Source organism: Pseudomonas sp. A-RE-22, from assembly GCF_019956035.1.
GTDB classification, from domain to species: domain Bacteria; phylum Pseudomonadota; class Gammaproteobacteria; order Pseudomonadales; family Pseudomonadaceae; genus Aquipseudomonas; species Aquipseudomonas brassicacearum.
In genome coordinates this window covers 1-22,766 of record NZ_JAHBCZ010000048.1, presented here as the reverse complement: position 1 = coordinate 22,766, position 22,766 = coordinate 1, and the positions used below count along the sequence as shown (strand labels likewise).

Annotated in this window: 20 protein-coding genes; 8 read left to right on the top strand and 12 right to left on the bottom strand. The window is 61.5% G+C overall.

The window, feature by feature from the left end; all coding sequences use genetic code 11:
- Positions 1 to 29: 29 nt before the first annotated feature.
- The 4 genes from acnD to KGA89_RS22350 form a co-directional block, all read right to left on the bottom strand.
- Complete coding sequence (gene acnD / locus KGA89_RS22365) at positions 30 to 2,621, bottom strand: Fe/S-dependent 2-methylisocitrate dehydratase AcnD (RefSeq protein ID WP_003204057.1); 2,592 nt, start codon at positions 2,619 to 2,621, stop codon at positions 30 to 32.
- A 197-nt stretch (positions 2,622 to 2,818) separates the two neighbouring features.
- Complete coding sequence (prpC, locus tag KGA89_RS22360; protein WP_013693956.1) at positions 2,819 to 3,946, bottom strand: 2-methylcitrate synthase; 1,128 nt, start codon at positions 3,944 to 3,946, stop codon at positions 2,819 to 2,821.
- A gap of 41 nt (positions 3,947 to 3,987) precedes the next feature.
- On the bottom strand, positions 3,988 to 4,878 hold the full coding sequence (gene prpB, locus KGA89_RS22355) for a methylisocitrate lyase (protein ID WP_223472559.1): 891 nt from the start codon (positions 4,876 to 4,878) through the stop codon (positions 3,988 to 3,990).
- A complete protein-coding gene (locus tag KGA89_RS22350) occupies positions 4,875 to 5,588 on the bottom strand; it encodes a GntR family transcriptional regulator (protein ID WP_223472558.1) in 714 nt (237 codons plus the stop codon). Before KGA89_RS22350 ends, prpB begins: the two co-directional genes overlap by 4 nt.
- Before the next feature lie 280 nt (positions 5,589 to 5,868).
- Between KGA89_RS22350 and KGA89_RS22345 the strand changes: the two genes are divergently transcribed.
- The 4 genes from KGA89_RS22345 (at position 5,869) to pabB (ending at position 10,439) form a co-directional block, all read left to right on the top strand.
- On the top strand, positions 5,869 to 6,405 hold the full coding sequence (locus KGA89_RS22345; protein ID WP_003204066.1) for an ATP-dependent zinc protease: 537 nt from the start codon (positions 5,869 to 5,871) through the stop codon (positions 6,403 to 6,405).
- A 5-nt stretch (positions 6,406 to 6,410) separates the two neighbouring features.
- Positions 6,411 to 7,943 carry an inactive transglutaminase family protein gene (locus KGA89_RS22340; RefSeq protein ID WP_003204068.1) on the top strand — a complete coding sequence of 511 codons (1,533 nt, stop codon included), beginning with the start codon at positions 6,411 to 6,413 and terminating at the stop codon, positions 7,941 to 7,943.
- A complete protein-coding gene (locus KGA89_RS22335) occupies positions 7,943 to 8,929 on the top strand; it encodes an alpha-L-glutamate ligase-like protein (protein ID WP_013693958.1) in 987 nt (328 codons plus the stop codon). Before KGA89_RS22340 ends, KGA89_RS22335 begins: the two co-directional genes overlap by 1 nt.
- A gap of 166 nt (positions 8,930 to 9,095) precedes the next feature.
- Positions 9,096 to 10,439, top strand: coding sequence for an aminodeoxychorismate synthase component I (gene pabB / locus KGA89_RS22330; RefSeq protein ID WP_223472557.1), 1,344 nt, complete (start codon positions 9,096 to 9,098; stop codon positions 10,437 to 10,439).
- A gap of 144 nt (positions 10,440 to 10,583) precedes the next feature.
- Here the strand turns inward: pabB and thrH are convergent, their stop codons facing one another.
- Positions 10,584 to 11,201, bottom strand: coding sequence for a bifunctional phosphoserine phosphatase/homoserine phosphotransferase ThrH (thrH, locus tag KGA89_RS22325; protein ID WP_223472556.1), 618 nt, complete (start codon positions 11,199 to 11,201; stop codon positions 10,584 to 10,586).
- A 174-nt stretch (positions 11,202 to 11,375) separates the two neighbouring features.
- Between thrH and KGA89_RS22320 the strand changes: the two genes are divergently transcribed.
- The 3 genes from KGA89_RS22320 (at position 11,376) to KGA89_RS22310 (ending at position 14,890) form a co-directional block, all read left to right on the top strand.
- Positions 11,376 to 12,119, top strand: a complete 744-nt coding sequence (locus KGA89_RS22320; protein WP_013693959.1) for a phosphoadenylyl-sulfate reductase — start codon at positions 11,376 to 11,378, stop codon at positions 12,117 to 12,119.
- Between the two features lie 452 nt (positions 12,120 to 12,571).
- On the top strand, positions 12,572 to 14,101 hold the full coding sequence (locus tag KGA89_RS22315) for an NCS1 family nucleobase:cation symporter-1 (RefSeq protein WP_003204080.1): 1,530 nt from the start codon (positions 12,572 to 12,574) through the stop codon (positions 14,099 to 14,101).
- A gap of 60 nt (positions 14,102 to 14,161) precedes the next feature.
- Positions 14,162 to 14,890, top strand: a complete 729-nt coding sequence (locus KGA89_RS22310; protein ID WP_003204081.1) for an aspartate/glutamate racemase family protein — start codon at positions 14,162 to 14,164, stop codon at positions 14,888 to 14,890.
- A 147-nt stretch (positions 14,891 to 15,037) separates the two neighbouring features.
- On the opposite strand, the gene KGA89_RS22305 is transcribed toward KGA89_RS22310, so the two are convergent.
- Positions 15,038 to 15,961 (bottom strand): LysR family transcriptional regulator, encoded by a 924-nt coding sequence (locus KGA89_RS22305; RefSeq protein WP_003204082.1) that lies wholly within the window; start codon positions 15,959 to 15,961, stop codon positions 15,038 to 15,040.
- A gap of 125 nt (positions 15,962 to 16,086) precedes the next feature.
- On the opposite strand from KGA89_RS22305, the gene KGA89_RS22300 reads away from it, so the two are divergent.
- Positions 16,087 to 16,833 (top strand): 3-oxoacyl-ACP reductase family protein, encoded by a 747-nt coding sequence (locus tag KGA89_RS22300; RefSeq protein WP_003204087.1) that lies wholly within the window; start codon positions 16,087 to 16,089, stop codon positions 16,831 to 16,833.
- Between the two features lie 69 nt (positions 16,834 to 16,902).
- On the opposite strand, the gene KGA89_RS22295 is transcribed toward KGA89_RS22300, so the two are convergent.
- The 6 genes from KGA89_RS22295 to KGA89_RS22270 all read right to left on the bottom strand — a co-directional run bounded on the left by KGA89_RS22295 (position 16,903) and on the right by KGA89_RS22270 (position 22,664).
- Positions 16,903 to 17,598, bottom strand: coding sequence for an HAD-IA family hydrolase (locus KGA89_RS22295; RefSeq protein WP_003204089.1), 696 nt, complete (start codon positions 17,596 to 17,598; stop codon positions 16,903 to 16,905).
- Between the two features lie 336 nt (positions 17,599 to 17,934).
- Positions 17,935 to 18,297: a hypothetical protein gene (locus tag KGA89_RS22290; RefSeq protein WP_003204092.1), complete on the bottom strand. Its 363-nt coding sequence runs from the start codon at positions 18,295 to 18,297 to the stop codon at positions 17,935 to 17,937.
- Between the two features lie 87 nt (positions 18,298 to 18,384).
- A complete protein-coding gene (locus KGA89_RS22285; RefSeq protein WP_027911463.1) occupies positions 18,385 to 18,591 on the bottom strand; it encodes a hypothetical protein in 207 nt (68 codons plus the stop codon).
- A 405-nt stretch (positions 18,592 to 18,996) separates the two neighbouring features.
- Positions 18,997 to 19,302 (bottom strand): hypothetical protein, encoded by a 306-nt coding sequence (locus KGA89_RS22280; RefSeq protein WP_223472555.1) that lies wholly within the window; start codon positions 19,300 to 19,302, stop codon positions 18,997 to 18,999.
- 35 nt (positions 19,303 to 19,337) lie between these two features.
- Positions 19,338 to 19,748 carry a glycine zipper domain-containing protein gene (locus KGA89_RS22275; protein WP_003204097.1) on the bottom strand — a complete coding sequence of 137 codons (411 nt, stop codon included), beginning with the start codon at positions 19,746 to 19,748 and terminating at the stop codon, positions 19,338 to 19,340.
- Positions 19,749 to 20,474: 726 nt separating this feature from the next.
- Positions 20,475 to 22,664 carry a response regulator gene (locus tag KGA89_RS22270; protein ID WP_013693961.1) on the bottom strand — a complete coding sequence of 730 codons (2,190 nt, stop codon included), beginning with the start codon at positions 22,662 to 22,664 and terminating at the stop codon, positions 20,475 to 20,477.
- Positions 22,665 to 22,766: the final 102 nt, after the last annotated feature.

Here is a 22,766-nt window from a genome sequence, read left to right as displayed (position 1 = left end):
CGGACACCCCGGGTGTCCGCAGCTGTGATTTAGACGGCAACCGCCGATTCAAGGAAGTCCTGGGCAAAGCGTTGCAGCACGCCCCCGGCTTCATAGATCGACACTTCTTCAGCGGTATCGAGGCGGCAGGTCACCGGCACTTCGACGCGCTCGCCGTTCTTGCGAGTGATGACCAGGGTCAGCGTCGCACGCGGGGTGCGCTCGCCGATCACGTCATAGATTTCGCTGCCATCGATGCCCAGGGTCTTGCGATCGGTGCCGGGCTTGAACTCCAGCGGCAACACGCCCATGCCCACCAGGTTGGTGCGGTGGATGCGCTCGAAACCCTCGGCGGCGATCGCCTCTACACCGGCCAGGCGCACGCCCTTGGCCGCCCAGTCCCGCGACGAACCCTGGCCGTAGTCGGCGCCGGCAATGATGATCAGCGGCTGCTTGCGCTCCATGTAGGTCTCGATGGCTTCCCACATGCGCATGACCTTGCCTTCCGGCTCGACCCGGGCCAGGGAGCCCTGCTTGACCTTGCCGTTTTCCTGGACCATTTCGTTGAACAGTTTCGGGTTGGCGAAGGTGGCGCGTTGCGCGGTCAGGTGGTCGCCACGGTGGGTCGCGTAGGAGTTGAAGTCTTCTTCCGGCAGGCCCATTTTCGCCAGGTATTCACCCGCGGCGCTGTCCAGCATGATGGCGTTGGACGGCGACAGGTGATCGGTGGTGATGTTGTCCGGCAGCACCGCCAGCGGGCGCATACCCTTGAGCGGCCGCGCACCGGCCAGCGCGCCTTCCCAATACGGCGGACGACGAATGTAGGTGCTTTGTGGGCGCCAGTCGTACAGCGGCGTCACTTTCGGCCCGGTGTCTTCCTGGATGGCGAACATCGGGATGTACACCTGGCGGAACTGCTCGGGTTTCACCGAGGCCTTGACCACCGCATCGATTTCTTCGTCGCTCGGCCAGATGTCCTTGAGGCGGATTTCCCGACCGTCCACCACGCCCAGTACATCCTTCTCGATGTCGAAGCGGATGGTCCCGGCGATGGCATAAGCGACCACCAGCGGCGGCGAGGCGAGGAACGCCTGCTTGGCGTACGGATGGATACGCCCGTCGAAGTTGCGGTTGCCCGACAACACGGCGGTGGCGTACAGGTCGCGGTCGATGATTTCCTGTTGGATCACCGGGTCCAGCGCGCCGGACATGCCGTTGCAGGTGGTGCAGGCGAACGCCACCACGCCGAAGCCCAATTGCTCCAGCTCTTTGGTCAGGCCCGCTTCATCCAGGTACAGCGCCACGGTTTTCGAACCCGGCGCCAGGGACGACTTGACCCACGGCTTGCGCACCAAGCCCAGGCGGTTGGCGTTGCGCGCCAGCAGGCCGGCGGCGATCACGTTGCGCGGGTTGCTGGTGTTGGTGCAACTGGTGATCGCAGCGATGATCACCGCGCCGTCGGGCATTTGACCCGGCACATCGTCCCACTGGCCGGAAATGCCTTTGGCAGCCAGATCCGACACCGCGACACGGGCGTGCGGGTTGCTCGGACCGGCCATGTTGCGCACCACCGACGACAGGTCGAAGGTCAGGCCCCGCTCGTATTGCGCGCCCTTGAGCTTGTCAGCCCACAGGCCTGCTTGCTTGGCGTAGGTCTCGACCAGTCGCACCTGGTCGTCTTCGCGCCCGGTGAGTTTCAAGTAATCGATGGTTTGCTGGTCGATGTAGAACATCGCCGCCGTGGCGCCGTATTCCGGGGCCATGTTGGAAATGGTCGCGCGGTCGCCCAAGGTCAGGGCACTGGCGCCTTCGCCGAAAAACTCCAGCCAGGCACCGACAACTTTTTGCTTGCGCAGGAATTCGGTCAGCGCCAGCACCATGTCGGTGGCGGTGATGCCCGGTTGCAGCTTGCCGGTCAGCTCGACGCCGATGATTTCCGGCAGGCGCATCCACGAGGCGCGACCGAGCATGACGCTTTCGGCTTCCAGGCCACCGACGCCAATGGCGATCACACCCAGGGCATCGACGTGCGGCGTGTGGCTGTCGGTGCCCACGCAAGTATCGGGGAACGCCACGCCGTCACGCTGCTGGATCACCGGGGACATTTTTTCCAGGTTGATCTGGTGCATGATCCCGTTGCCCGGCGGAATCACGTCGACGTTCTTGAAGGCCTTCTTGGTCCAGTTGATGAAGTGGAAGCGGTCTTCGTTGCGCCGGTCTTCGATGGCGCGGTTCTTGGCGAAGGCTTGCGGGTCGGAACCACCGCTTTCCACCGCCAGGGAGTGGTCGACGATCAGTTGGGTCGGGACCACCGGGTTGACCTGCGCCGGGTCACCGCCCTGCAAGGCGATGGCGTCGCGCAGACCAGCCAGGTCCACCAGCGCGGTCTGGCCGAGGATGTCATGGCACACCACGCGGGCCGGGAACCACGGGAAGTCCAGGTCGCGCTTGCGCTCGATCAGTTGCAGCAGCGACTCGCCCAGCGTGGCCGGGTCGCAGCGCCGCACCAGGTTCTCCGCCAGCACGCGGGAGGTGTACGGCAGGCCGTCGTAGGCGCCAGGGCGAATGGCATCCACCGCCTCACGAACGTCGAAATAATCCAGCGAAGTGCCGGGCAGCGGTTTGCGAAATTCTGTGTTCATCGTCAGGACTCGGTCACGGTGGTTTCAGAAGGGTTGGCGCCGGACTTGAAGCGACCCCGGCCCCTGTGGGAGCGAGCTTGCTCGCGATAGCGGTGTATCAGTCGACATTAATGTTGAATGTCAGTACGCAATCGCGAGCAAGCTCGCTCCCACAGGGTTTCGGGGGTATCCAGTTCCTGCGGCTAGAACCCTCCAGCTCAGCGTTGTTCGATTGGCACGAACTTGCGCTGTTCGACGCCGGTGTATTCGGCGCTCGGTCGGATGATGCGGTTGTTGGCGCGTTGTTCGAACACGTGGGCGGCCCAGCCGGTCAGGCGCGAGCAAACGAAGATCGGCGTGAACAGCTTGGTCGGGATGCCCATGAAGTGGTACGCCGAGGCATGGTAGAAATCGGCGTTGGGGAACAGTTTCTTCTGCTCCCACATGGTCTTGTCGATGGCTTCGGAGACCGGGAACAGCACCGTATCGCCCACTTCATCGGCGAGTTTTTTCGACCAGCCCTTGATCACCTCGTTGCGCGGGTCGTTGTCCTTATAGATCGCGTGACCGAAGCCCATGATCTTGTCCTTGCGCGCCAGCATGCCGAGGGTGCCTTCGATGGCCTCCTGCGGTGAGCTGAAGCGCTCGATCATTGCCATCGCCGCTTCGTTGGCACCGCCATGCAACGGGCCGCGCAGCGAGCCGATGGCGGCGGTGATGCAGGAGAACAGATCCGACAGAGTGGAGGCGCAAACCCGGGCGGTGAAGGTCGAGGCGTTGAATTCGTGCTCGGCGTAGAGGATCAGCGAAACGTTCATCACCTTGACGTGCAGCTCGCTCGGCTTCTTGCCGTGCAGCAGGTGCAGGAAATGGCCGCCGATGGACACTTCGTCGGTCACACACTCGATGCGCTGGCCTTCGTGGCTGAAGCGATACCAGTAGCACATGATCGCCGGGAACGCGGCCAGCAGGCGGTCGGTCTTGTCGTGCTGCTCGGAAAAGTCTTCCTCGGGTTCCAGGTTGCCCAGGAACGAGCAGCCGGTGCGCATGACGTCCATCGGGTGGGCGTCGGCGGGGATGCGCTCCAAAACCTCTTTCAAGGCTTGGGGCAAGTCCCGCAACTGGCGCAGTTTACCGGTGTAGGCGTCCAGCTGTGCCTGGGTCGGCAGCTCGCCGTACAGCAGCAGGTAGGCCACTTCTTCAAATTGCGCATCCGCCGCCAGGTCGCGAACGTCGTAGCCGCGATAAGTCAGGCCGGCGCCCGACTGGCCTACGGTGGACAATGCGGTTTGCCCGGCCACCTGGCCGCGGAGCCCGGCGCCACTGAGTACTTTTGCTTCGGCCATTTGCTGTCTCCATTTTCTTGAATTTGTAGGGGAGTCGCGCCTTACTTCTTCGCCGCGAACAACGCATCGAGCTTCTGCTCGAAGGTGTGGTAGTCGATGCGATCGTAAAGCTCCATGCGGGTCTGCATGGTGTCGATGACATTCTGTTGCGTGCCGTCGCGGCGGATCGCGGTGTAGACGTTCTCGGCCGCCTTGTTCATCGCGCGGAAGGCCGACAACGGGTAGAGCACCAGGGACACGTCGGCACCGGCCAGCTGTTCGGTGGTGTACAGCGGGGTCGCGCCGAACTCGGTGATATTGGCCAGGATCGGCGCTTTCACGCGGCTGGCGAACAGCTTGTACATCTCAAGCTCGGTGATGGCCTCCGGGAAAATCATGTCGGCACCGGCCTCGATACAGGCCGCGGCGCGGTCCAGGGCTGATTCCAAGCCTTCCACCGCCAGGGCATCGGTACGGGCCATGATCACGAAGCTGTCATCGGTACGGGCATCGACGGCGGCCTTGATGCGGTCGACCATCTCTTGCTGCGAGACGATTTCCTTGTTCGGACGATGGCCGCAACGCTTGGCGCCGACCTGGTCCTCGATATGAATGGCCGCCGCGCCGAACTTGATCATCGACTTGACCGTGCGCGCCACGTTGAACGCCGAGGAACCGAACCCGGTGTCCACGTCCACCAGCAGCGGCAGGTCGCACACGTCGGTGATACGGCGCACATCGGTCAGCACGTCATCCAGGCCGGTGATGCCCAGGTCCGGCACGCCGAGGGAGCCGGCGGCCACGCCGCCGCCCGACAGGTAGATCGCCTTGAAACCGGCGCGTTTGGCCAGCAGCGCGTGGTTGGCGTTGATCGTGCCCACCACTTGCAGCGGATGCTCGATGGCGACCGCATCGCGGAAACGCTGGCCTGGCGTGCTCTTGCTGGAACTCATGACTCACCTCGTTCAGTGGCGGCGCTGTCCTGGAAATGACGCGCAATGTTGCGTTTGGACGCACCGATGTGCCGGCGCATCAATAATTCAGCCAGTTCGCCGTCACGGTCGGCGATGGCGTCTAGAATCCGGTGGTGCTCGGCGAAGGCCTGGCGCGGACGGTTAGGCGTGGTGGAAAACTGGATGCGATACATGCGCACCAGTTGGTACAGCTCGCCGCACAGCATTTGCGTCAGGGTGCGGTTGCCGCTGCCCTGGATGATCCGGTAATGGAAGTCGAAATCGCCTTCCTGCTGGTAATAACCGACACCGGCCTGGAACGCCGCATCGCGTTCGTGGGTTTCCAGCACCCGGCGCAGCTCGTCGATTTCTTCCAGGGTCATGCGTTCGGCCGCCAGGCGGCAGGCCATGCCTTCGAGGGATTCACGGATTTCGTAGAGTTCCAGCAGCTCGGCATGGCTCAGCGACACCACCCGGGCACCGACGTGAGGCACACGCACCAGCAGGCGCTGGCCTTCCAGGCGATGGATCGCCTCGCGCAGCGGCCCGCGGCTGATGCCGTAGGTGCGCGCCAGCTCGGGCTCGGAGATCTTGCTGCCAGGGGCGATCTCGCCTTTGACGATGGCGGCCTGGATACGTCGGAAGACGTTCTCGGAGAGGGTCTCCGAATCGTCCTGGGCCATCACCGGGGGTTCGAGCTGATCGAGCATATTGTCGACACCTTTAAAAACAATATGGCAAAAACTAACCAATAGCGACGTTAACGTCAAAGAAAAAATCAACATTGTCGACAATCGTCTAATAAGCCCATCCGCCATAACCGCTCGTTTGAATGCGTCGTAGCGTCCGGCCAGCGGTGGCGTCAGAAAACCACCGTGCTAGAATGCCGCGCGATTTGCCGCTCTCCTTTTATAGGGAAGGCTGCCCAGGGAGCTTGTGCAGTAATGCCAGGGCCTGAACCGATAAACGGAACGCTGCGCACCAGGATCTATGACACTCAAGCCCTTCACCGCTGCTCTTTATTTCATGTGCCTGCCGGGGCTTGCCGTGGCGGGTGAAAAAACCGTGTACGGCCTCAACGAATACGCCGCCCTGCAGGGCATCGACCTGGAGGTCGCCGCCAAGCTGGACACCGGCGCCAAGACCGCGTCCCTCAGTGCCCGGGACATCAAGCGTTTCAAGCGCAATGGCGAATCCTGGGTGCGCTTTTACCTGGCCATCGACGCGGCCCACTCGCACCCCATCGAACGTCCGCTGGCCCGGGTCAGCAAGATCAAGCGCCGCGCCGGTGACTACGACCCGGAAGAAGGCAAGAAATACACGGCCCGGCCGGTCATCGAACTGGACATCTGCATGGGCTCGGCCCTGCGCAGCATCGAAGTGAACCTGACCGACCGCAGCGCCTTCCAATACCCGTTGCTGATCGGTTCCGAGGCGCTCAAGCGCTTCGACGCGCTGGTCGACCCCAGTCTTAAATACGCTGCCGGCAAACCCGCCTGCGCCAATGCCGCTCAAACCGCAGAGTAATTCCAATGCGCTCCCTTACCCTCCATCTGAAAATGCTGATCGCCATCCTGGTGGTGCTGGGCCTGTCGGTGACGGCCTATCAGATTTTCGTGCTCGGCATTCCGGTCACCGAAGACGCCACCGACGACTTGTGGAACATCGACGCCAAGGTCGAGTTCGTGCCCAATGCCAAGGACCCGGTGAAGATCCAGATGTTCGTGCCACCGCTGAGCCGCGACTATGTGAGCCTCAACGAGAGTTTCATTTCCAATAATTACGGCGTGGCGGTGAACCGGGTCGACGGTAACCGCAAGGTGACGTGGTCGGCCCGTCGCGCCAAGGGCAACCAGACCCTGTATTACCGCCTGGTGCTGACCAAGCGCTACAGCGCCGAGAAAACCAAGGTCAAGGGCCCGACCTTCCGCGACAGCATCGCCGTCGAAGGCCCGGAGAAACTGGCCGCCGAAGCCCTGCTCGCGCCGATCCGCCAGCATTCGGCCGACGTCGAGACATTCATCAGCGAAGCGATCAAGCGGGTCAACAACCTCAACGACGACAACGTCAAGCTGTTGCTGGCCGGCGACCCTTCCTCGGCCAACAAGGCGCGCATCGTCGAACTGGTGCTGTCCATCGCCCACGTGCCGGTGGAAAAGGTCCACACCATCCGCCTGGTGGCCGAGCAGCCGCAGACACCTGAGCTGTGGCTGCGCAGCTTCAACGGCACCGACTGGCTGTATTTCAACCCGGACACCGGCGAACAGGGCCTGCCCACCGACCGCCTGCTGTGGTGGACCGGCGATGAAAACCTGATCACCGTCGATGGCGGCAAGAAAGCCACCGTTACCTTCAGCATGAACAACAGCGAAATGAACGCCATTCGCCTGGCCAAGCTGACGGACGAGAACACCGACGCCAACTTCCTCGAATACTCGCTCTACGGCCTGCCGCTGCAGACCCAGCAAACCTTCATGATCATGGTGATGATCCCGATCGGCGTGCTGGTGATCCTGATCCTGCGCAACCTGATCGGCCTGCAGACCCTCGGGACTTTCACCCCGGTGCTGATCGCCCTGGCCTTCCGCGAGACCCAACTGGGTTTTGGCATCATCCTGTTCACGGTGATCACCACGCTGGGCCTGTCGCTGCGTTCGTACCTGGAGCACCTCAAGCTGCAGATGCTGCCAAGGCTCTCGGTGGTGCTGACGTTCGTGGTGGTGCTGATCGCCGCCATCAGCCTGTTCAGCCATAAGCTGGGCCTGGAGCGCGGCTTGTCGGTGGCGTTGTTCCCGATGGTGATCCTGACCATGACCATCGAACGCCTGTCCATCACCTGGGAAGAACGCGGCGCCGGCCACGCGATGAAAGTCGCCATCGGCACCCTGTTCGCCGCGTCCCTGGCGCACCTGATCATGAGCGTGCCGGAACTGGTGTACTTCGTGTTTACCTTCCCGGCGATCCTGCTGATCCTGGTGGGCTTCATGCTGGCCATGGGTCGTTATCGCGGCTACCGCCTGACCGAGCTGGTACGGTTCAAGGCCTTCCTCAAGGCAGACTCCTGATGTTCGGCTTCTGGAAGACCTGGAAGGCCCTGGAAGCCCGGGGCATCATGGGCATCAACCGGCGTAACGCCGACTATGTGCTCAAGTACAACAAGCGCAGCCTGTACCCCATCGTCGATGACAAGATCATCACCAAGGAACGGGCCATCGCCGCCGGCATTCATGTGCCGGAACTGTACGGGGTGATCTCCACCGAGAAGGAAATCGACAAGCTCGACGAGATCATCGGCGGACGCACCGACTTCGTGATCAAGCCGGCCCAGGGCGCTGGCGGCGACGGCATCATCGTCATCGCCGACCGCTTCGAAGGCCGCTATCGCACGGTGTCCGGCAAGATCATCAGCCATGAGGAAATCGAGCACCATGTCTCCAGCATCCTCACCGGCCTGTATTCCTTGGGTGGGCACCGTGACCGGGCGCTGATCGAATACCGCGTGACGCCGGACCAGATCTTCAAGAGCATCAGCTACGAAGGCGTGCCGGACATCCGCATCATTGTACTGATGGGCTATCCGGTGATGGCCATGCTGCGCTTGCCAACCCGCCAGTCCGGCGGCAAGGCCAACCTGCACCAAGGCGCCATCGGCGTGGGCGTCGACCTCGCCACCGGCCTGACCCTGCGCGGCACCTGGCTGAACAACATCATCACCAAACACCCCGACACCACCAACGCGGTGGACGGCGTGCAACTGCCCTACTGGGACGGATTCATGAAGCTGGCCGCCGGTTGCTATGAACTATGCGGGCTGGGCTACATCGGCGTCGACATGGTGCTGGACCAGGAAAAAGGCCCGTTGATCCTGGAATTGAACGCACGGCCAGGCCTGAACATCCAGATCGCCAACGACTGCGGCCTGACCTTGCGCACCCACGCGGTGGAAGCCCACCTGGAAGAACTCAAGGCCCGCGGCGTTACCGAAACCGTGGAAGAACGCGTGGCGTTTGCCCAGGCGTTGTTTGGGCATATTCCGCCGGTTGAGGGTTGAGGCTGCCCCCTCTGTGGTGAGGGGATTTATCCCCTCGCCACAGAGTGTTCACACCCAAATATCTTCGATAACCCCATACTTGCCCATCTCCGACATCCCTCTAGGAGCAAATCCTACAGAGGGATTACAATCGCTCCCCCGCCTGAACGGCTGACCTGCCCCGCCCATGCCAACCTGCTCCGTACACCCGCTGCCCTACCGCGCCAACCCCGCCGAGTATTTCGCGGCGATCCGTCATGCCCCTGGCAGCGTGCTGCTCGACAGTGGCCGGCCGAGTGCCGAACGTGGGCGTTACGACCTGCTCAGCGCCTGGCCATTGGTGCAACTGGCGGTGTTGCCGGACGAAAGCGGTAGCGATTTCCTGCAACGCCTGCGTATTCAGCTGACGCTGCTAGGTGACGCGGAACTACCGACCACGGTGCAATTGCCCTTTGCCGGCGGCCTGATCGGCTACTTGAGCTATGACTTCGGCCGACACCTCGAAACCTTGCCTTCCCACGCCAAGGACGACCTGCAACTGCCCGACGCGCGTTTTGGCGTGTACGACTGGGCGCTGGTCAGCGATCACCAGGCCGGCACCAGCCAATTGGTGTTCCACCCTCATTGTGGCGAAGGCGAACGCCAGCGCCTGATCGCGCTGTTCAGCCAGCCGACCGCGGCATCCGTTGGCGTCTTCAGCCTCGAAGGACCGATGACCCCCGACCTCAGCGCCGAAGCCTATCGACAGGCCTTCGAACGTATCCAGGCGTATATCCAGGCGGGTGACTGCTACCAGGTCAACTTTGCCCAGCGCTTCCGCGCGCCCTGCCAGGGCGATGCCTGGGCCGCTTACCAGGCGCTGCGGACGGCGTGCCCGACGCCGTTTTCCGGCTTCCAGAGCCTGCCCGATGGCGGCGCGGTGCTGAGCCTGTCCCCCGAACGCTTCGTCAAGGTCAGCGAAGGCCAGGTGGAAACCCGGCCAATCAAGGGCACCCGGCCCCGCGGCACAACACCCAGCGAAGACGCGGCCCACGCCGCCGAGCTGCTGGCCAGCCCCAAGGACCGGGCGGAAAACCTGATGATCGTCGACCTGCTGCGCAACGACCTGGGCCGCACGTGCCGCATCGGCTCGGTACGGGTGCCGGAGTTGTTCAGCCTGGAAAGCTACCCGAACGTGCATCACCTGGTCAGCAGCGTGACCGGCGAGTTGGCTGTGGGTAAAGACGCCCTCGACCTGATTGCCGGCAGCTTTCCCGGCGGCTCGATCACCGGCGCGCCGAAAATCCGCGCCATGCAAATCATCGACGAACTCGAACCGACCCGACGCGGCCTGTATTGCGGCTCGTTGCTGTACCTGGACGTGCGCGGGGAAATGGACAGCTCCATCGCCATCCGCAGTCTGCTGGTCAAGGATGGGCAGGTATGCTGCTGGGGCGGCGGCGGGATTGTCGCGGACTCGGATTGGGAGGCCGAGTATCAGGAGTCGATTACCAAGGTGAAGGTGCTGCTGGAAACCTTGCAGAACCTCTGAACAAGTCCCAGGCCTGACACAAAACCTTGTGGGAGCGAGCTTGCTCGCGATTGCGTTGGGTCAGCAGCCTTTGTGCTGGCTGATGCACCGCTATCGCGAGCAAGCTCGCTCCCACAGGTTTTGTACCTACAGTAATGGCGTCTGTTACAGGCTCAGGCTGCGGTTCGAAGCCTTGAGGAATTCCTGCTTCAACTCGGCAAAGCTGTGCACCGCCGGGAATTGCGGGAATTCACGGATCACGTTTTCAGGCGCATGGAACAGAATCCCCGCATCGGCTTCGCCCAGCATCGTAGTGTCGTTGTAGGAATCCCCCGCCGCGATCACCCGGTAGTACAGGCTCTTGAAGGACAGGACCGACTGGCGCTTGGGATCTTTCTGACGCAACTGGTAGCCGGTCACCCGCCCGCTGTCATCGGTAATCAAGCGATGGCAGAGCAACGTCGGGAAGCCCAACTGGCGCATCAACGGCTGGGAAAATTCGTAGAACGTGTCGGAAAGAATCACCACCTGGAAGCGCTCACGCAGCCAGTCGACGAATTCGATGGCGCCGTCCAGCGGCTTGAGGGTGGCGATGACTTCCTGGATGTCGGAAAGCTTGAGGCCGTGTTCATCGAGGATGCGCAACCGTTGCTTCATCAGCACGTCGTAGTCGGGAATGTCCCGAGTGGTTGCCCTGAGGGAGTCAATCCCGGTTTTTTCAGCGAAGGCGATCCAGATCTCCGGGACCAGTACACCTTCCAGGTCGAGACAGGCAATTTCCACAAGACACTCCCATTTTTTCTGATGTTTATCGGTTGAGCGAACAAAAGGCTTGCCGACTCTAGCCATTCGTCGAAGCCTGCGCAACGCACAGGAACGCGCCAGCCCCGACAGCTTTTGTTACCATCAGCCCCATATAGAGCGCCCAGCGCCACCGACCTGTAGGAAACCGCCCTGATGAGCCCATCGTTTGACGTCGTGGAACTCGCCACGACCTATGCCAACAAGTCCCCGCAGGACATCCTCAAACTGGCCTTCGCCGAATTCGGCGACGAGCTGTGGATATCCTTCAGCGGCGCCGAAGACGTGGTGCTGGTGGACATGGCCTGGAAACTGAACAAGAACGTCAAGGTGTTCAGCCTCGACACCGGCCGCCTGCACCCGGAAACCTATCGTTTCATCGACCAAGTGCGCGAGCACTACAAGATCGACATCGAGCTGGTTTCGCCGGACTACACGAAACTTGAACCCTTCGTGAAGGAAAAAGGCCTGTTCAGCTTCTACAAGGACGGTCACGGCGAGTGCTGTGGCATCCGCAAGATCGAACCATTGCGGCGCAAACTGACCGATGTCCGCGCCTGGGCCACCGGCCAGCGCCGCGACCAGAGCCCCGGCACCCGCAGCCAGGTGGCGGTGTTGGAAATCGACACGGCGTTTTCCACTCCGGAGCGTACCCTGTACAAGTTCAACCCCCTGTCGCAGATGACCAGCGAAGAAGTCTGGGGTTACATCCGCATGCTGGAGCTGCCTTACAACAGCCTGCATGAACGCGGTTTCATCAGCATCGGCTGCGAGCCCTGCACCCGCCCGGTGCTGCCAAACCAGCACGAGCGCGAAGGCCGTTGGTGGTGGGAAGAAGCCACGCAGAAAGAATGCGGGCTGCACGCCGGTAACATCATCGCCAAATCCAAGACCGTCTAAGCGTCCGCCGCACCCTGTACACAAAAATGTCACTACAAGTGGCATTTTTGTGTGCACTTATTACGTTACTGCCCCCAAAGGTTACACACACCTTCCCGCCTCGCCTGCCCTTCCAACTCCACTGGCGTTCGCCAAAAAATAAATACCTGTTTAAACGGTCAGTTTTAAATCACGGTATTTCAGTTAGTTACTCAACGATCATAACGAAACGAAATTAGTGCTTCTTCGAATAGATCCGTAAGTGGCATAGATCTGGCTTTAGTCGACACATGTTTTGTATACAACTTATATAAAACATACACACACTTTAGATCCGCAAGCCTGAAGCGCCCTATCCCGTACAGGCTGCAGATGCCCCGTAATCAATGATGCTCGCCCGCCGCGACGAAGATTTGTCGAGCTCCGCGCTCATGCACAGTCATCGCTGCGCCGAGAATCAGGAGCCTGCCGGAATGCGTACAAGTCTCTCCAATAACATCGCGCTGGATCTGCCCTCCACCACCACGGCCCTCGACGACAACACTGCCGCGTCCCTGGCCCTGAGCCCGAGGCTGCACAACAAAGACCTGGCGCCGACCAAGGCCGAAGGTCGACGCTGGGGTCGCTACAGCATCTTTGCCCTGTGGACCAACGACGTGCACAACATCGCCAACTACTCCTTCGCCATCGGCCTCTATGCCCTGGGCCTGGGTGGCTGGCAGATCTTGCTGTCCCTCGGGATAGGCGCGGCGCTGGTGTATGGCTTCATGAACCTGTCCGGCTACATGGGCCAGAAAACCGGGGTGCCGTTCCCGGTGATCAGCCGGATCAGCTTCGGGATCCATGGCGCGCAGATTCCGGCCTTGATCAGGGCGGTCATCGCCATTGCCTGGTTCGGTATCCAGACCTACCTGGCGTCGGTGGTGTTCCGGGTGTTGCTGGTGGCGATCCACCCGAGCTTCGCCGACTACGACCACGACTCGATCCTCGGCCTGTCGAGCCTGGGCTGGGTGTGTTTCGTGGCGATCTGGTTCGTTCAACTGGTGATCCTGGCCTACGGCATGGAAACAGTGCGCCGCTACGAAGGTTTTGCCGGGCCGGTGATCCTGGTGACTGTCGCCGCCCTGGCCGGTTGGATGTATACCCAGGCCGACGCCACCATTGCCTGGTCGATCCGCGAACCGCTGACCGGAGGCGAGATGTGGCGCAATATCTTTGCCGGTGGCGCGCTGTGGCTGTCGATCTACGGCACCTTGATTCTCAATTTCTGCGACTTCGCCCGCTCCTCGCCGTGCCGCCGGACCATCGTCGTCGGCAATTTCTGGGGCCTGCCGGTGAACATCCTGGTGTTTGCCGGGATCACCATCCTGCTCTGCGGTGCGCAGTTCCAGATCAATGGGCAAATCATTGAAAGCCCGACCCAGGTGATTGCCTCGATCCCCAACACCTTCTTCCTCGTGTTGGGCTGCCTGGCCTTCCTGATCGTCACCGTGGCGGTGAACATCATGGCCAACTTCGTCGCCCCGGCCTTTGTGCTCAGCAACCTGGCGCCCAAATACCTGACCTTCCGCCGCGCCGGGTTGATCAGCGCCGCCATTGCCGTGCTGATCCTGCCGTGGAACCTCTACAACAGCCCGCTGGTGATCGTGTATTTCCTGTCCGGCCTCGGCGCCCTGCTCGGGCCGCTGTACGGCGTGATCATGGTCGACTACTGGCTGCTGCGAAAAGGCCGCATCAACGTGCCGCAACTGTATAGCGAGGACCCAAACGGGGCGTATTTCTACAGCAATGGAGTCAACCTGCGGGCGGTGGCAGCGTTCATTCCAGCGGCGCTGATCGCGATTATCCTGGCGCTGGTGCCTGGTTTTGACAGCGTTTCACCATTCTCCTGGCTGATTGGCGCTTCGATTGCAGGGCTGCTGTACCTGATCATCGCCAAGCGCCAGCCGTACTACGAGGACGTCAGCGGCGAATCCATCGCTGTGGATAACGTCAATCATTGATTGCTCAAGCGGCCCGCCAGGTTCGGGCCACTTATTTTTATGTGTTAAGGAGGACAGCTCATGCGAATTCTCGTGGTCAACGTCAACACCACCGAATCCATCACCCAGGCCATCGCCCGCCAGGCCCAGGCCGTCGCCGCCCCGGGCACCGAGATCGTCGGGCTCACGCCGCATTTCGGTGCCGACTCGATCGAGGGCAATTTTGAAAGTTACCTGGCGGCCATCGCGGTGATGGACCGGGTGATGTCCTACGACCAGCCGTTCGACGCGGTGATCCAGGCCGGTTATGGCGAACACGGTCGTGAAGGCTTGCAGGAACTGCTCAACGTGCCGGTGGTGGACATCACCGATGCCGGCGCCAGCACCGCCATGTTCCTCGGCCACGCTTACTCGGTGGTCACCACCCTGGACCGCACCGTGCCGCTGATCGAAGACCGGCTCAAGCTGTCCGGCCTGTTCGACCGCTGCGCCTCGGTACGGGCCAGTGGTTTGGCGGTGCTTGAACTGGAGCAGGATCCGCAACGGGCGATTGAAGCCATCGTCCAACAGGCTGAACTGGCAGTGAGCCAGGACAAGGCCGAAGTGATCTGCCTGGGCTGCGGCGGCATGGCCGGGCTCGACGAGCAGATCCGCCAGCGCACCGGCGTGCCGGTGGTCGATGGGGTGACGGCGGCGGTGACCATTGCCGAAGCGCTGGTGCGGCTGGGGTTGTCGACGTCGAAAGTACGCACTTACGCGACGCCTCGGCCCAAGACCATCATTGGCTGGCCGGGGCGGTTTGGGCGGTGAGTTCACGGTTTTAGACTGAGGTGCCCCCTTCGCGAGCAGGCTCGCTCCCACAGGGATTTTTGGCGATCACGAAATGTGTGGTCGCTACAAAACCAGTGTGGGAGCGAGCTTGCTCGCGATTGGGGCCAACTCGATTCCAAGCCCGGCTCAAACCGCACTGAACCGCCGCGCCAACCCCTGCTCGGAAAACTGCTCGATGATGAAATCCACAAACGCCCGGGTCTTGCCCGGCAACAGTTTGTGTTCGGCGTAGTAGATGGAGATGTTGCCATCGTCGACATACCAGTCCGGCAGCACCCGCTGCAGCGTCCCGTTTTCCAGGAAGGGAACGGCGATCGGCATGCTCACCAGGCCGATGCCCAACCCTTGGGCGGCGGCCGCGCAGTCGGCTTCCGAATCACTCATGGTCATGCGCGTCTTGAGCGTCAGCGGGCTGTGTTCCCGATTGCGGCTGGTCAGTTGCCAGGAACGCACCCGCCCGGTCTGTGGTGAGCGAATCAGGATGCCTTGATGCAGTGACAGATCTTCCGGTTCTGTCACGGCGGCATGCGCTTGCAGATAGTCCGTTGATGCAACCAGCACCCGATGAGCCACCGTCAACTTGCGCGCCACCACCCCCTGGGGCAGCTCGAAACCGCCGCCGATGGCGGCATCGAAGCCCTGGCCGATCAGGTCCACCTGGCGATTATCGAAATGCCAGTCGGGGTTGATCGCCGGATAACGTCGCAGAAACTCCCCCAGCAACGGCACGACATACAATCGACCGAACGCCGTGCCCATGCTCACTTTCAGCGTCCCCGCCGGTTGCCCGCCGGCGCTGGCCAGGTTGGCGACGGCGTTCTGGATGGTGTTGAAGCTGCTACCGACTTCCCCCAAGAACAACTGGCCGGCTTCGGTCAGCCTCAGGCTTCGGGTGCTACGCTGGAACAGGCGTACGCCCATTCGCGCCTCCAGCTTGGCGACGCTTTTACCCACCGCGGCCGGGGTCACGCTCAGACGTCGCGCCGCCTCGGCAAAGCTGCCGACTTCGGCACTGCGCACGAAGCATTCGATACTGTTGAAGGTCTCCATGAGCCTCACTCTAAACTTTTGGTTTAGACAGACTATAGCAATGACGGTCTACACAGCCCACGGCACCTTCTTGATACTCGCCCCATCACCGCGGCATCTCGCCCCGGCACTTTTTGGAGATTATCATGAGTAACCAAGCACTGAGCGGTAAAGTCGCCTTGATCCAAGGCGGTTCTCGCGGCATCGGCGCCGCCATCGTCAAACGCCTGGCAGCAGAAGGCGCCGCCGTAGCCTTCACCTACGTCAGCTCTGGCGCAAAATCTGAAGAACTGCAGAACAGCATCACCGCTGCAGGCGGCAAGGCCCTGGCGATCAAGGCCGACAGCGCCGACGCCGAGGCCATCCGTAACGCCGTCGCGGCCACCGTCGAGGCTTTTGGCCGATTGGACATCCTGGTCAACAATGCTGGCGTGCTGGCGATAGGGCCGCTGGATGAATTCAAACTCGAAGATTTCGACCAGACCCTGGCCATCAACGTGCGCAGCGTGTTCATCGCCACTCAGGCCGCTGCGCGGCACATGGGCGAAGGGGGCCGGATCATCAACATCGGCAGCACCAACGCCGACCGCATGCCCTTCGCCGGCGGCGGGCCCTATGCCATGAGCAAAGCCGCGCTGGTGGGCCTGACCAAAGGCCTGGCCCGTGACCTCGGCCCACGCGGCATCACCGTCAACAACGTGCAGCCCGGCCCGGTGGACACCGACATGAACCCGGCCGACAGCGAATTCGCCTCCAGCCTGATGTCGCTGATGGCTGTCGGGCGCTACGGCAACGTCGATGAAATCGCCAGCTTCGTCGCCTACCTGGCAGGGCCGGAAGCCGGTTACATCACCGGCGCCAGCCTGACCATCGACGGTGGTTTCGGCGCCTGATACAGGCATGAAAAAACGCCGGTCATGGCTTTAACCATGACCGGCGTTTTGTTGTGTAGCGCGATGGGGTCAGGCCCACTCCAACTCCGGCAGACCGCAAAGGCTGGGCTGGAACATTTTCAAGGAGCGAATGATCCCGTCGGCGTGGGCGTACTTTTCATCCGCCATGGCCGAATCCGGAATGGCAATGGCGGTCATGCCGGCGGCTTTCGCGGCAGTCACCCCGAACGGCGAATCCTCGAACACCAGGCAGTCGCGCGGCTCGACACCCAGGCGCCGGGCAGCAGTGAGGAAGATATCCGGCGCCGGTTTCGCCGCGCCGACCTCAGGATCATCCGCCGTCACGATGAAGTCGAACAGCGCGAACCATTCCCGGTGCAAGGTGGTTTTCAGTGCGAACGTGGGGCTCGACGAACTGGTGCCCACCGCAATCGGAACGTTGTGGGCCTTCAAATGCCGCACCAGTTCCTCGGCGCCGGGCATCCCCAGGGCATGAGGAAAACGCTCGCGCATCAAGGGCTCGCGGATGACCAGGAACTCTTCGGGGGTGATCGGCAATTCCAGCGCCTGAACGACGTAATTGGCCAGGTCCGTGGCCCCGCGCCCGATGATGTTCTGTTTGACGCTCCAATCGAACGTGCGCCCGTAGCGCTCGGCGATGATGGACGTGACCTCGGTGTAGATCCCCTCGGTGTCCAGCAACAGCCCATCCATGTCGAAAATCACAGCCTTGATCGGGCCAAACTCTTTCAGGGGTGCATTCATCGCATCTGATCCGTTATCAACACAACATTCCAGGGATGGCTCAGGTGCGGCCAGGGCAGCGTGTTCGCCTTAAAGGATTCAGCAGGATAACGAAGGGGGCTTGGAACCGGCAATGGGAAATCTATGGACGGGGTCCGTGACGAGGGAGCTTGTTCCCGCTGGGTTGCGCTCTGTAGGAGCTGCCGGAGGCTGCGATCTTTTGATCTTTCGCTCAGGACTCAATTGACAGGGGAAAGATCGCAGCCTCGTTGCACTCGACAGCTCCTACGGTGCAACCGAGCGGGAGCAAGCGCCCTCGTCACAAAAGCAGATCGATGCCGGATGATGGTGGGACGGCTATTGGCCCGAGCTGCCAGAGCCCGAACCACTGGCACCACTGTCGCTGGTACCGGTTCCTCCGTTGGTCCCACCGCCGGCGTCGGCACCGCCCATCGTGCTGCCTCCACTCATCGAACCGCTCCCGGTGCCGGGACTGGTGCTACTGCCGTTGGCATCGCCGCCGTTGCCGCCGCTCACGGAGCCCGGGGGCAAGGCGTTACCGTTGGCACCGGAGTTGGAGCCGGCCTCCATTTCTGAGGAAGGGGGCATCCCGCCCTTGTCCACGGGGGGCGTGCCGCCCGAAGATTCTGCCAAGGCAGCCAGTGAACTGAGCGAAAGAATCCCGGCGAGTGTCAGCGCTGTCATGTTGGACTTCATCATGGTGAGTCTCCTTTTCAAGATCCTTACCTGATGTGTGGCACGCGTGGCGGGACGATGGTGCCGCTGAATCGACAGACGGACCTGCGATCAGCTCGGCTTGCCGGAGGCATCGTCACCGGCGATGTCCGGGTCATCCGGGGTCGCTTCGACATCCTCATCGTCGCTGGGTACTTGCTCGACGCCCGCATCGTCATCGGGTGGACGCTGGTCGCGGCTCAGGGAGTTGGTGGGCGAAGGCAGCGGGTATTCCGGGGTTTCATCTTCCTCGATCAAGGGAACCTGGGCGTCATCCATCAGGGAACCGGGGTCTTCATTGCCCGGGTCATTGACCACAGGTGCGCCCGAGGAGTCTTGTTCTTCCTGGCCTTGCGTTTGCGGCGTCATGGCACACCTCGCAATTGTTGATGGATGTATGAGTTCGAAGCGGGGGGATGGCAATCGTTCCGGAGATTTTGATTTGCCGTTTTTTTTGGGGGGGGCAGGTTGGAGTGTATATCCGTTTTTTTGGTAACGGCGGCTTATGGTTCCGCCCTTACGGCGGGTCACTTTTGAAAAGCCCGGAAGCCGGCCCAGTCAAAAGTAAGCAAAACGCTTTTATGCCCACCACTCGGCACCTCGCTTAGGCTCGGTGTGCCTGAACACAAGCATTGCTACGTGGGCCACCGTGTGGCGGCCTGATAGCCGACCTGGTTCTCCCGGTCATACACCCATCACATCTGTGGGAGCAAAGCTTGCTCGCGATGGCGGTGGCTCAGTCACATGGATGTTGGGTTTGCTGGCCTCATCGCGAGCAAGCTTTGCTCCCACAGGTGATCTCGGGTGTTCATGAGTTCTATGTTCACTGCGGCCCAATGTGGGAGCGAGCTTGCTCGCGATGGCGGTGGTGCGGTTGCATAGCGGCTGGAGCTGTCTGTTGCGCTTGCTTTGGGCATCAAAAGAAGCAAAAAAAAACGGCGCTTCCCATTTCTGAAAGAAGCGCCGTTTTTTCCAGATGAACAGCATCACGGCACAAGGCCGGGTCTATTCATCCAAGCATCCGCTTAACGATGCTTTCTCTTGTGCTTGTACTTCTTGCCACTGGAGTGACGGTCGTTGTCATTGGACAGGTTGCTGCCCAACGCGCCGCCCGCCGCGCCGCCGATGCCTGCGCCGATGGTGGAGCCGGTCGAGCCGCCCAGACGGTTACCGACAACCGAACCACCGGCCGACCCCAAGCCACCGCCAATGGCCGCTTCGGTGCGGCTGCCCTTGCGAGCGCCTACGGCACTGCCGGCTGCGCCGCCAACGCCCGCGCCAATCGCGGCGCCGGTGCTGCCGCCCATCTGCTGGCCGACCACGTTGCCCAATACACCGCCCAGACCACCGCCGACCGCGGCGGTACCGTCGCCGGCAGCCATCGCGCCCTGGGCAACCACCAACCCCAGTACCAAGGTGGACAAAGTCAAACGCATGATAGAAACCTCAAAAATGCCGCATCGGGGAGAAATGGCCGGTGCGCGCGGGCGCGAGTTTACGCCAGACAGCGTCAGCCATGATGGTTGGACAACAAAACGGGGGTTTATTTTATGACAGGCAAAAAAAAGCCCGCTGGGGAAACGGGCAGGTACTGCTTTCTAACGGATGAGCTGAGAGTACGTACCTGCTTGTGAAAGAAACGTGAAAGTAAATGCCAGTTGAGAAAAGATGAAAAATATTTATGTAGAGAGGCCCCAGAAGCGGAACGCGGAGCGTCCCTGGCGACGTTCCCACGCAGGAGCATGGGAATGAAAAAAACGATCAAAAAAAAGGGCTGCTATGCAGCCCGGCGGGAGCAAGCTCCCCTACCACGATCCGCCGTCACTTTCTGACCGGGACCCTGGGCAAGAACTTGGCCTTCTCCCCTCGCTGCACTTTGGCCACCTTCGTCCTGATGGACTTGATCGGCTCGTCACCGAAGTCCGCATGATAGGCCGACTGGCCACACTGCAACCCTTCATTGATCGGATACGCGGCAGTGTTCTCCTCGCTATACGGTGCTCCCATTGCCTTTCCCCTTCATCGAGGCCCATACCGGCAACAACCGGTTGCCTGACAATATCGACCTTCACGACAATGAGACTAGTCGGTCATCAACAGACTGTTGATTCAACAAAGCCCTTGGCCGACGAATGGAACTCACTGTTTCAAAAAGGAAACACTCATTCAGCCCCCAATATAGTCCGGTTTAGAACCCGGGAAACCTGATCCGCAGAATAGGGCTTGGACAAGAATTCAAAGCCCTCATGGCCGCTGTGGGCCAACTCTTCGCTGTAACCAGAGGTCAGCACCACAGGCAAATCCGGGCGCCGCTGGCGCAGTTCCCTGGCCAGGGCAATGCCGCTGATCCCCGGCATCACCACATCAGAAAATACCGCGTCGAATGCCATCGCATCCGGACCGACCATTTCCAGCGCTTCTTCGGCGTTGGTCGCCCAGGCAGTTTCGTAGCCCAGGTCCTGAAGGATCTGGTTGGCAAAACGCCCCACCTCCAGGTTGTCTTCCACGATCAACACCCGACACTTGCCCTTTTCCGGCAGCAGGTGGGTGAGTTCTTCCTTGACCGGCTCGTGGTTTTTCTCGGGCGCCACTTCTGGAAGGTACAAGGTGAACACCGTGCCCTCGCCCACCACGGTCGAAACATCGACGTTGCCACCGGACTGCTTGGCAAAGCCAAACACCTGGGACAAGCCCAGCCCCGTGCCCTTGCCCACTTCCTTGGTGGTGAAGAAGGGTTCGAAGATGTGCTCGAGCACTGGCGAGTCAATACCGGTACCGGTGTCCGCCAAGGCAATGGCAGCAAAGGATTGCCCGGCCCCGGCATGACCACGGATCGGCGGCATGCCACCGCCGCAACTGAGCCGAAGCCACAGCGTACCCTGGCCATTCATGGCATCCCGGGCATTGAGGGCCATGTTGATCAGCGCGGTCTCGAACTGGCTCAGATCCGCCCGGATGTAACAGGGCCGATCGCACAACTCGACATGGACCTGGATCCGCGCCCCGGTGACGGTTTGCAGCATGTCCCCCAGGCTCTGCACTTGCTTGCCCACATCGATGACTTGCGGCTTCAACGGCTGGCGTCGGGCAAACGCGAGCAACTGGCTGGTCAACTTGGAGGCGCGCTCCACGGTTTCGGACACCGCCGTCATGTAGCGCTGCCGACGCTCCTCGGACAGGCTGGGCATGCGCAGGAAGTCGACCGAAGAACGAATGATGGTCAGCAGGTTGTTGAAGTCATGAGCCACGCCGCCGGTGAGCTGGCCGATGGCTTCGAGCTTTTGCGATTGGCGCAGCGCCGCTTCGGTCTGTTTCAAGCGCGTGGTGCGCTCCTCGACCCGTTCTTCCAGCGTCGCGTTCAATTCGGCCAGGGCCGCCAGGCCTTCGCGCACGGCAGCGTCGGCACGGGCACGCTCGATGTGGGCCCAGGATCGCTCTGTGACTTCCATCAACAGCGCCAGGTCGTTGGATGACCAGACTCGCGGCGTTTTATCGTGGATCGCCATCAGCGCGGTCAATCGCCCGCCCTTGATCAACGGCACGCAGATGGTGGCCGCGATGCCAATGGCCTGGAACGTCGCCGCTTCCTCCGGCGCCAGCTCCTTGAGGTTATCGTTGATCACCAGCGGCTTGCCAGTTCGCAGGTTAGTGACCGCCAGTCGGCCAAAATCAGCCAGTCGATAATGCCCAAGGATATGCGGCGACCCCACCCTGGCCCAATCACCACGAATGGTGAAGCCGTCCTCGTCCTCATCCATGTCCGCGTAGGCACAGTTGGACAGGTTCAGGTGCGCCGCCAGGATCCGTGTGGTGGCTGCCATGATGCTCTGCGGGTCGGTGGCGTTTGCCACGGCATTGCCGATGGCATCCAGCACGGCCAGGCGCTGGGTCATGAACACCGTGGACGTGGTCTCGGTGACCGTATCCAGCATGCCCACGACCTTGCCGAACTGGTCACGGATGGGGCTGTAGCAGAAGGTGAAATAAGCCTGCTCAGGACCGCCGCCGCGCTCAATGACCAGGGGGAAGTTCTCTATAAAGGTCGCTTGCCCATCGAAGGCGCCCTGCACGATCGGCCCGATATCGCTCCAGACCTCCTGCCAAACCTCATTGAACGGCCGCCCCAGCGCCTCGGGCTTGCTGCCGAGGATCGGCAGGAACGCATCGTTGTACAACGTAATCAGGTCCGGCCCCCATACGATGGCCTGGGGAAAATGCGAGGCGAGGCTCAGCGCCACGGTGGTCTTCAATACATCGGGCCACTGGGCAGGCGGCCCGAGCGGCGTGTCCTCCCAAGAATGGCGGCGAACCCGCTCAGCCATTTCTCCATAGCTCTGGAGCCAATCTGTCATTGCGTTCGATCCTTCTGAGCCGCCAATACCAACGAGGGGAAAAGCTTGTGACCCCAAGCAGGGCCGTATTATCCCGCGCTGAATGGGAATGCGCGATTGGAT

What these genes read in the sequence shown, in the direction of transcription:
- acnD (WP_003204057.1), bottom strand. Translation starts at nt 2,621, where the DNA reads ATGAACACAGAATTTCGCAAACCGCTGCCCGGCACTTCGCTGGATTAT.
- prpC (WP_013693956.1), bottom strand. Translation starts at nt 3,946, where the DNA reads ATGGCCGAAGCAAAAGTACTCAGTGGCGCCGGGCTCCGCGGCCAGGTG.
- prpB (WP_223472559.1), bottom strand. Translation starts at nt 4,878, where the DNA reads ATGAGTTCCAGCAAGAGCACGCCAGGCCAGCGTTTCCGCGATGCGGTC.
- KGA89_RS22350 (WP_223472558.1), bottom strand. Translation starts at nt 5,588, where the DNA reads ATGCTCGATCAGCTCGAACCCCCGGTGATGGCCCAGGACGATTCGGAG.
- KGA89_RS22345 (WP_003204066.1), top strand. Translation starts at nt 5,869, where the DNA reads ATGACACTCAAGCCCTTCACCGCTGCTCTTTATTTCATGTGCCTGCCG.
- KGA89_RS22340 (WP_003204068.1), top strand. Translation starts at nt 6,411, where the DNA reads ATGCGCTCCCTTACCCTCCATCTGAAAATGCTGATCGCCATCCTGGTG.
- KGA89_RS22335 (WP_013693958.1), top strand. Translation starts at nt 7,943, where the DNA reads ATGTTCGGCTTCTGGAAGACCTGGAAGGCCCTGGAAGCCCGGGGCATC.
- pabB (WP_223472557.1), top strand. Translation starts at nt 9,096, where the DNA reads ATGCCAACCTGCTCCGTACACCCGCTGCCCTACCGCGCCAACCCCGCC.
- KGA89_RS22320 (WP_013693959.1), top strand. Translation starts at nt 11,376, where the DNA reads ATGAGCCCATCGTTTGACGTCGTGGAACTCGCCACGACCTATGCCAAC.
- KGA89_RS22315 (WP_003204080.1), top strand. Translation starts at nt 12,572, where the DNA reads ATGCGTACAAGTCTCTCCAATAACATCGCGCTGGATCTGCCCTCCACC.
- KGA89_RS22310 (WP_003204081.1), top strand. Translation starts at nt 14,162, where the DNA reads ATGCGAATTCTCGTGGTCAACGTCAACACCACCGAATCCATCACCCAG.
- KGA89_RS22305 (WP_003204082.1), bottom strand. Translation starts at nt 15,961, where the DNA reads ATGGAGACCTTCAACAGTATCGAATGCTTCGTGCGCAGTGCCGAAGTC.
- KGA89_RS22300 (WP_003204087.1), top strand. Translation starts at nt 16,087, where the DNA reads ATGAGTAACCAAGCACTGAGCGGTAAAGTCGCCTTGATCCAAGGCGGT.
- KGA89_RS22295 (WP_003204089.1), bottom strand. Translation starts at nt 17,598, where the DNA reads ATGAATGCACCCCTGAAAGAGTTTGGCCCGATCAAGGCTGTGATTTTC.
- KGA89_RS22290 (WP_003204092.1), bottom strand. Translation starts at nt 18,297, where the DNA reads ATGATGAAGTCCAACATGACAGCGCTGACACTCGCCGGGATTCTTTCG.
- KGA89_RS22285 (WP_027911463.1), bottom strand. Translation starts at nt 18,591, where the DNA reads ATGGATGACGCCCAGGTTCCCTTGATCGAGGAAGATGAAACCCCGGAA.
- KGA89_RS22275 (WP_003204097.1), bottom strand. Translation starts at nt 19,748, where the DNA reads ATGCGTTTGACTTTGTCCACCTTGGTACTGGGGTTGGTGGTTGCCCAG.
- KGA89_RS22270 (WP_013693961.1), bottom strand. Translation starts at nt 22,664, where the DNA reads ATGACAGATTGGCTCCAGAGCTATGGAGAAATGGCTGAGCGGGTTCGC.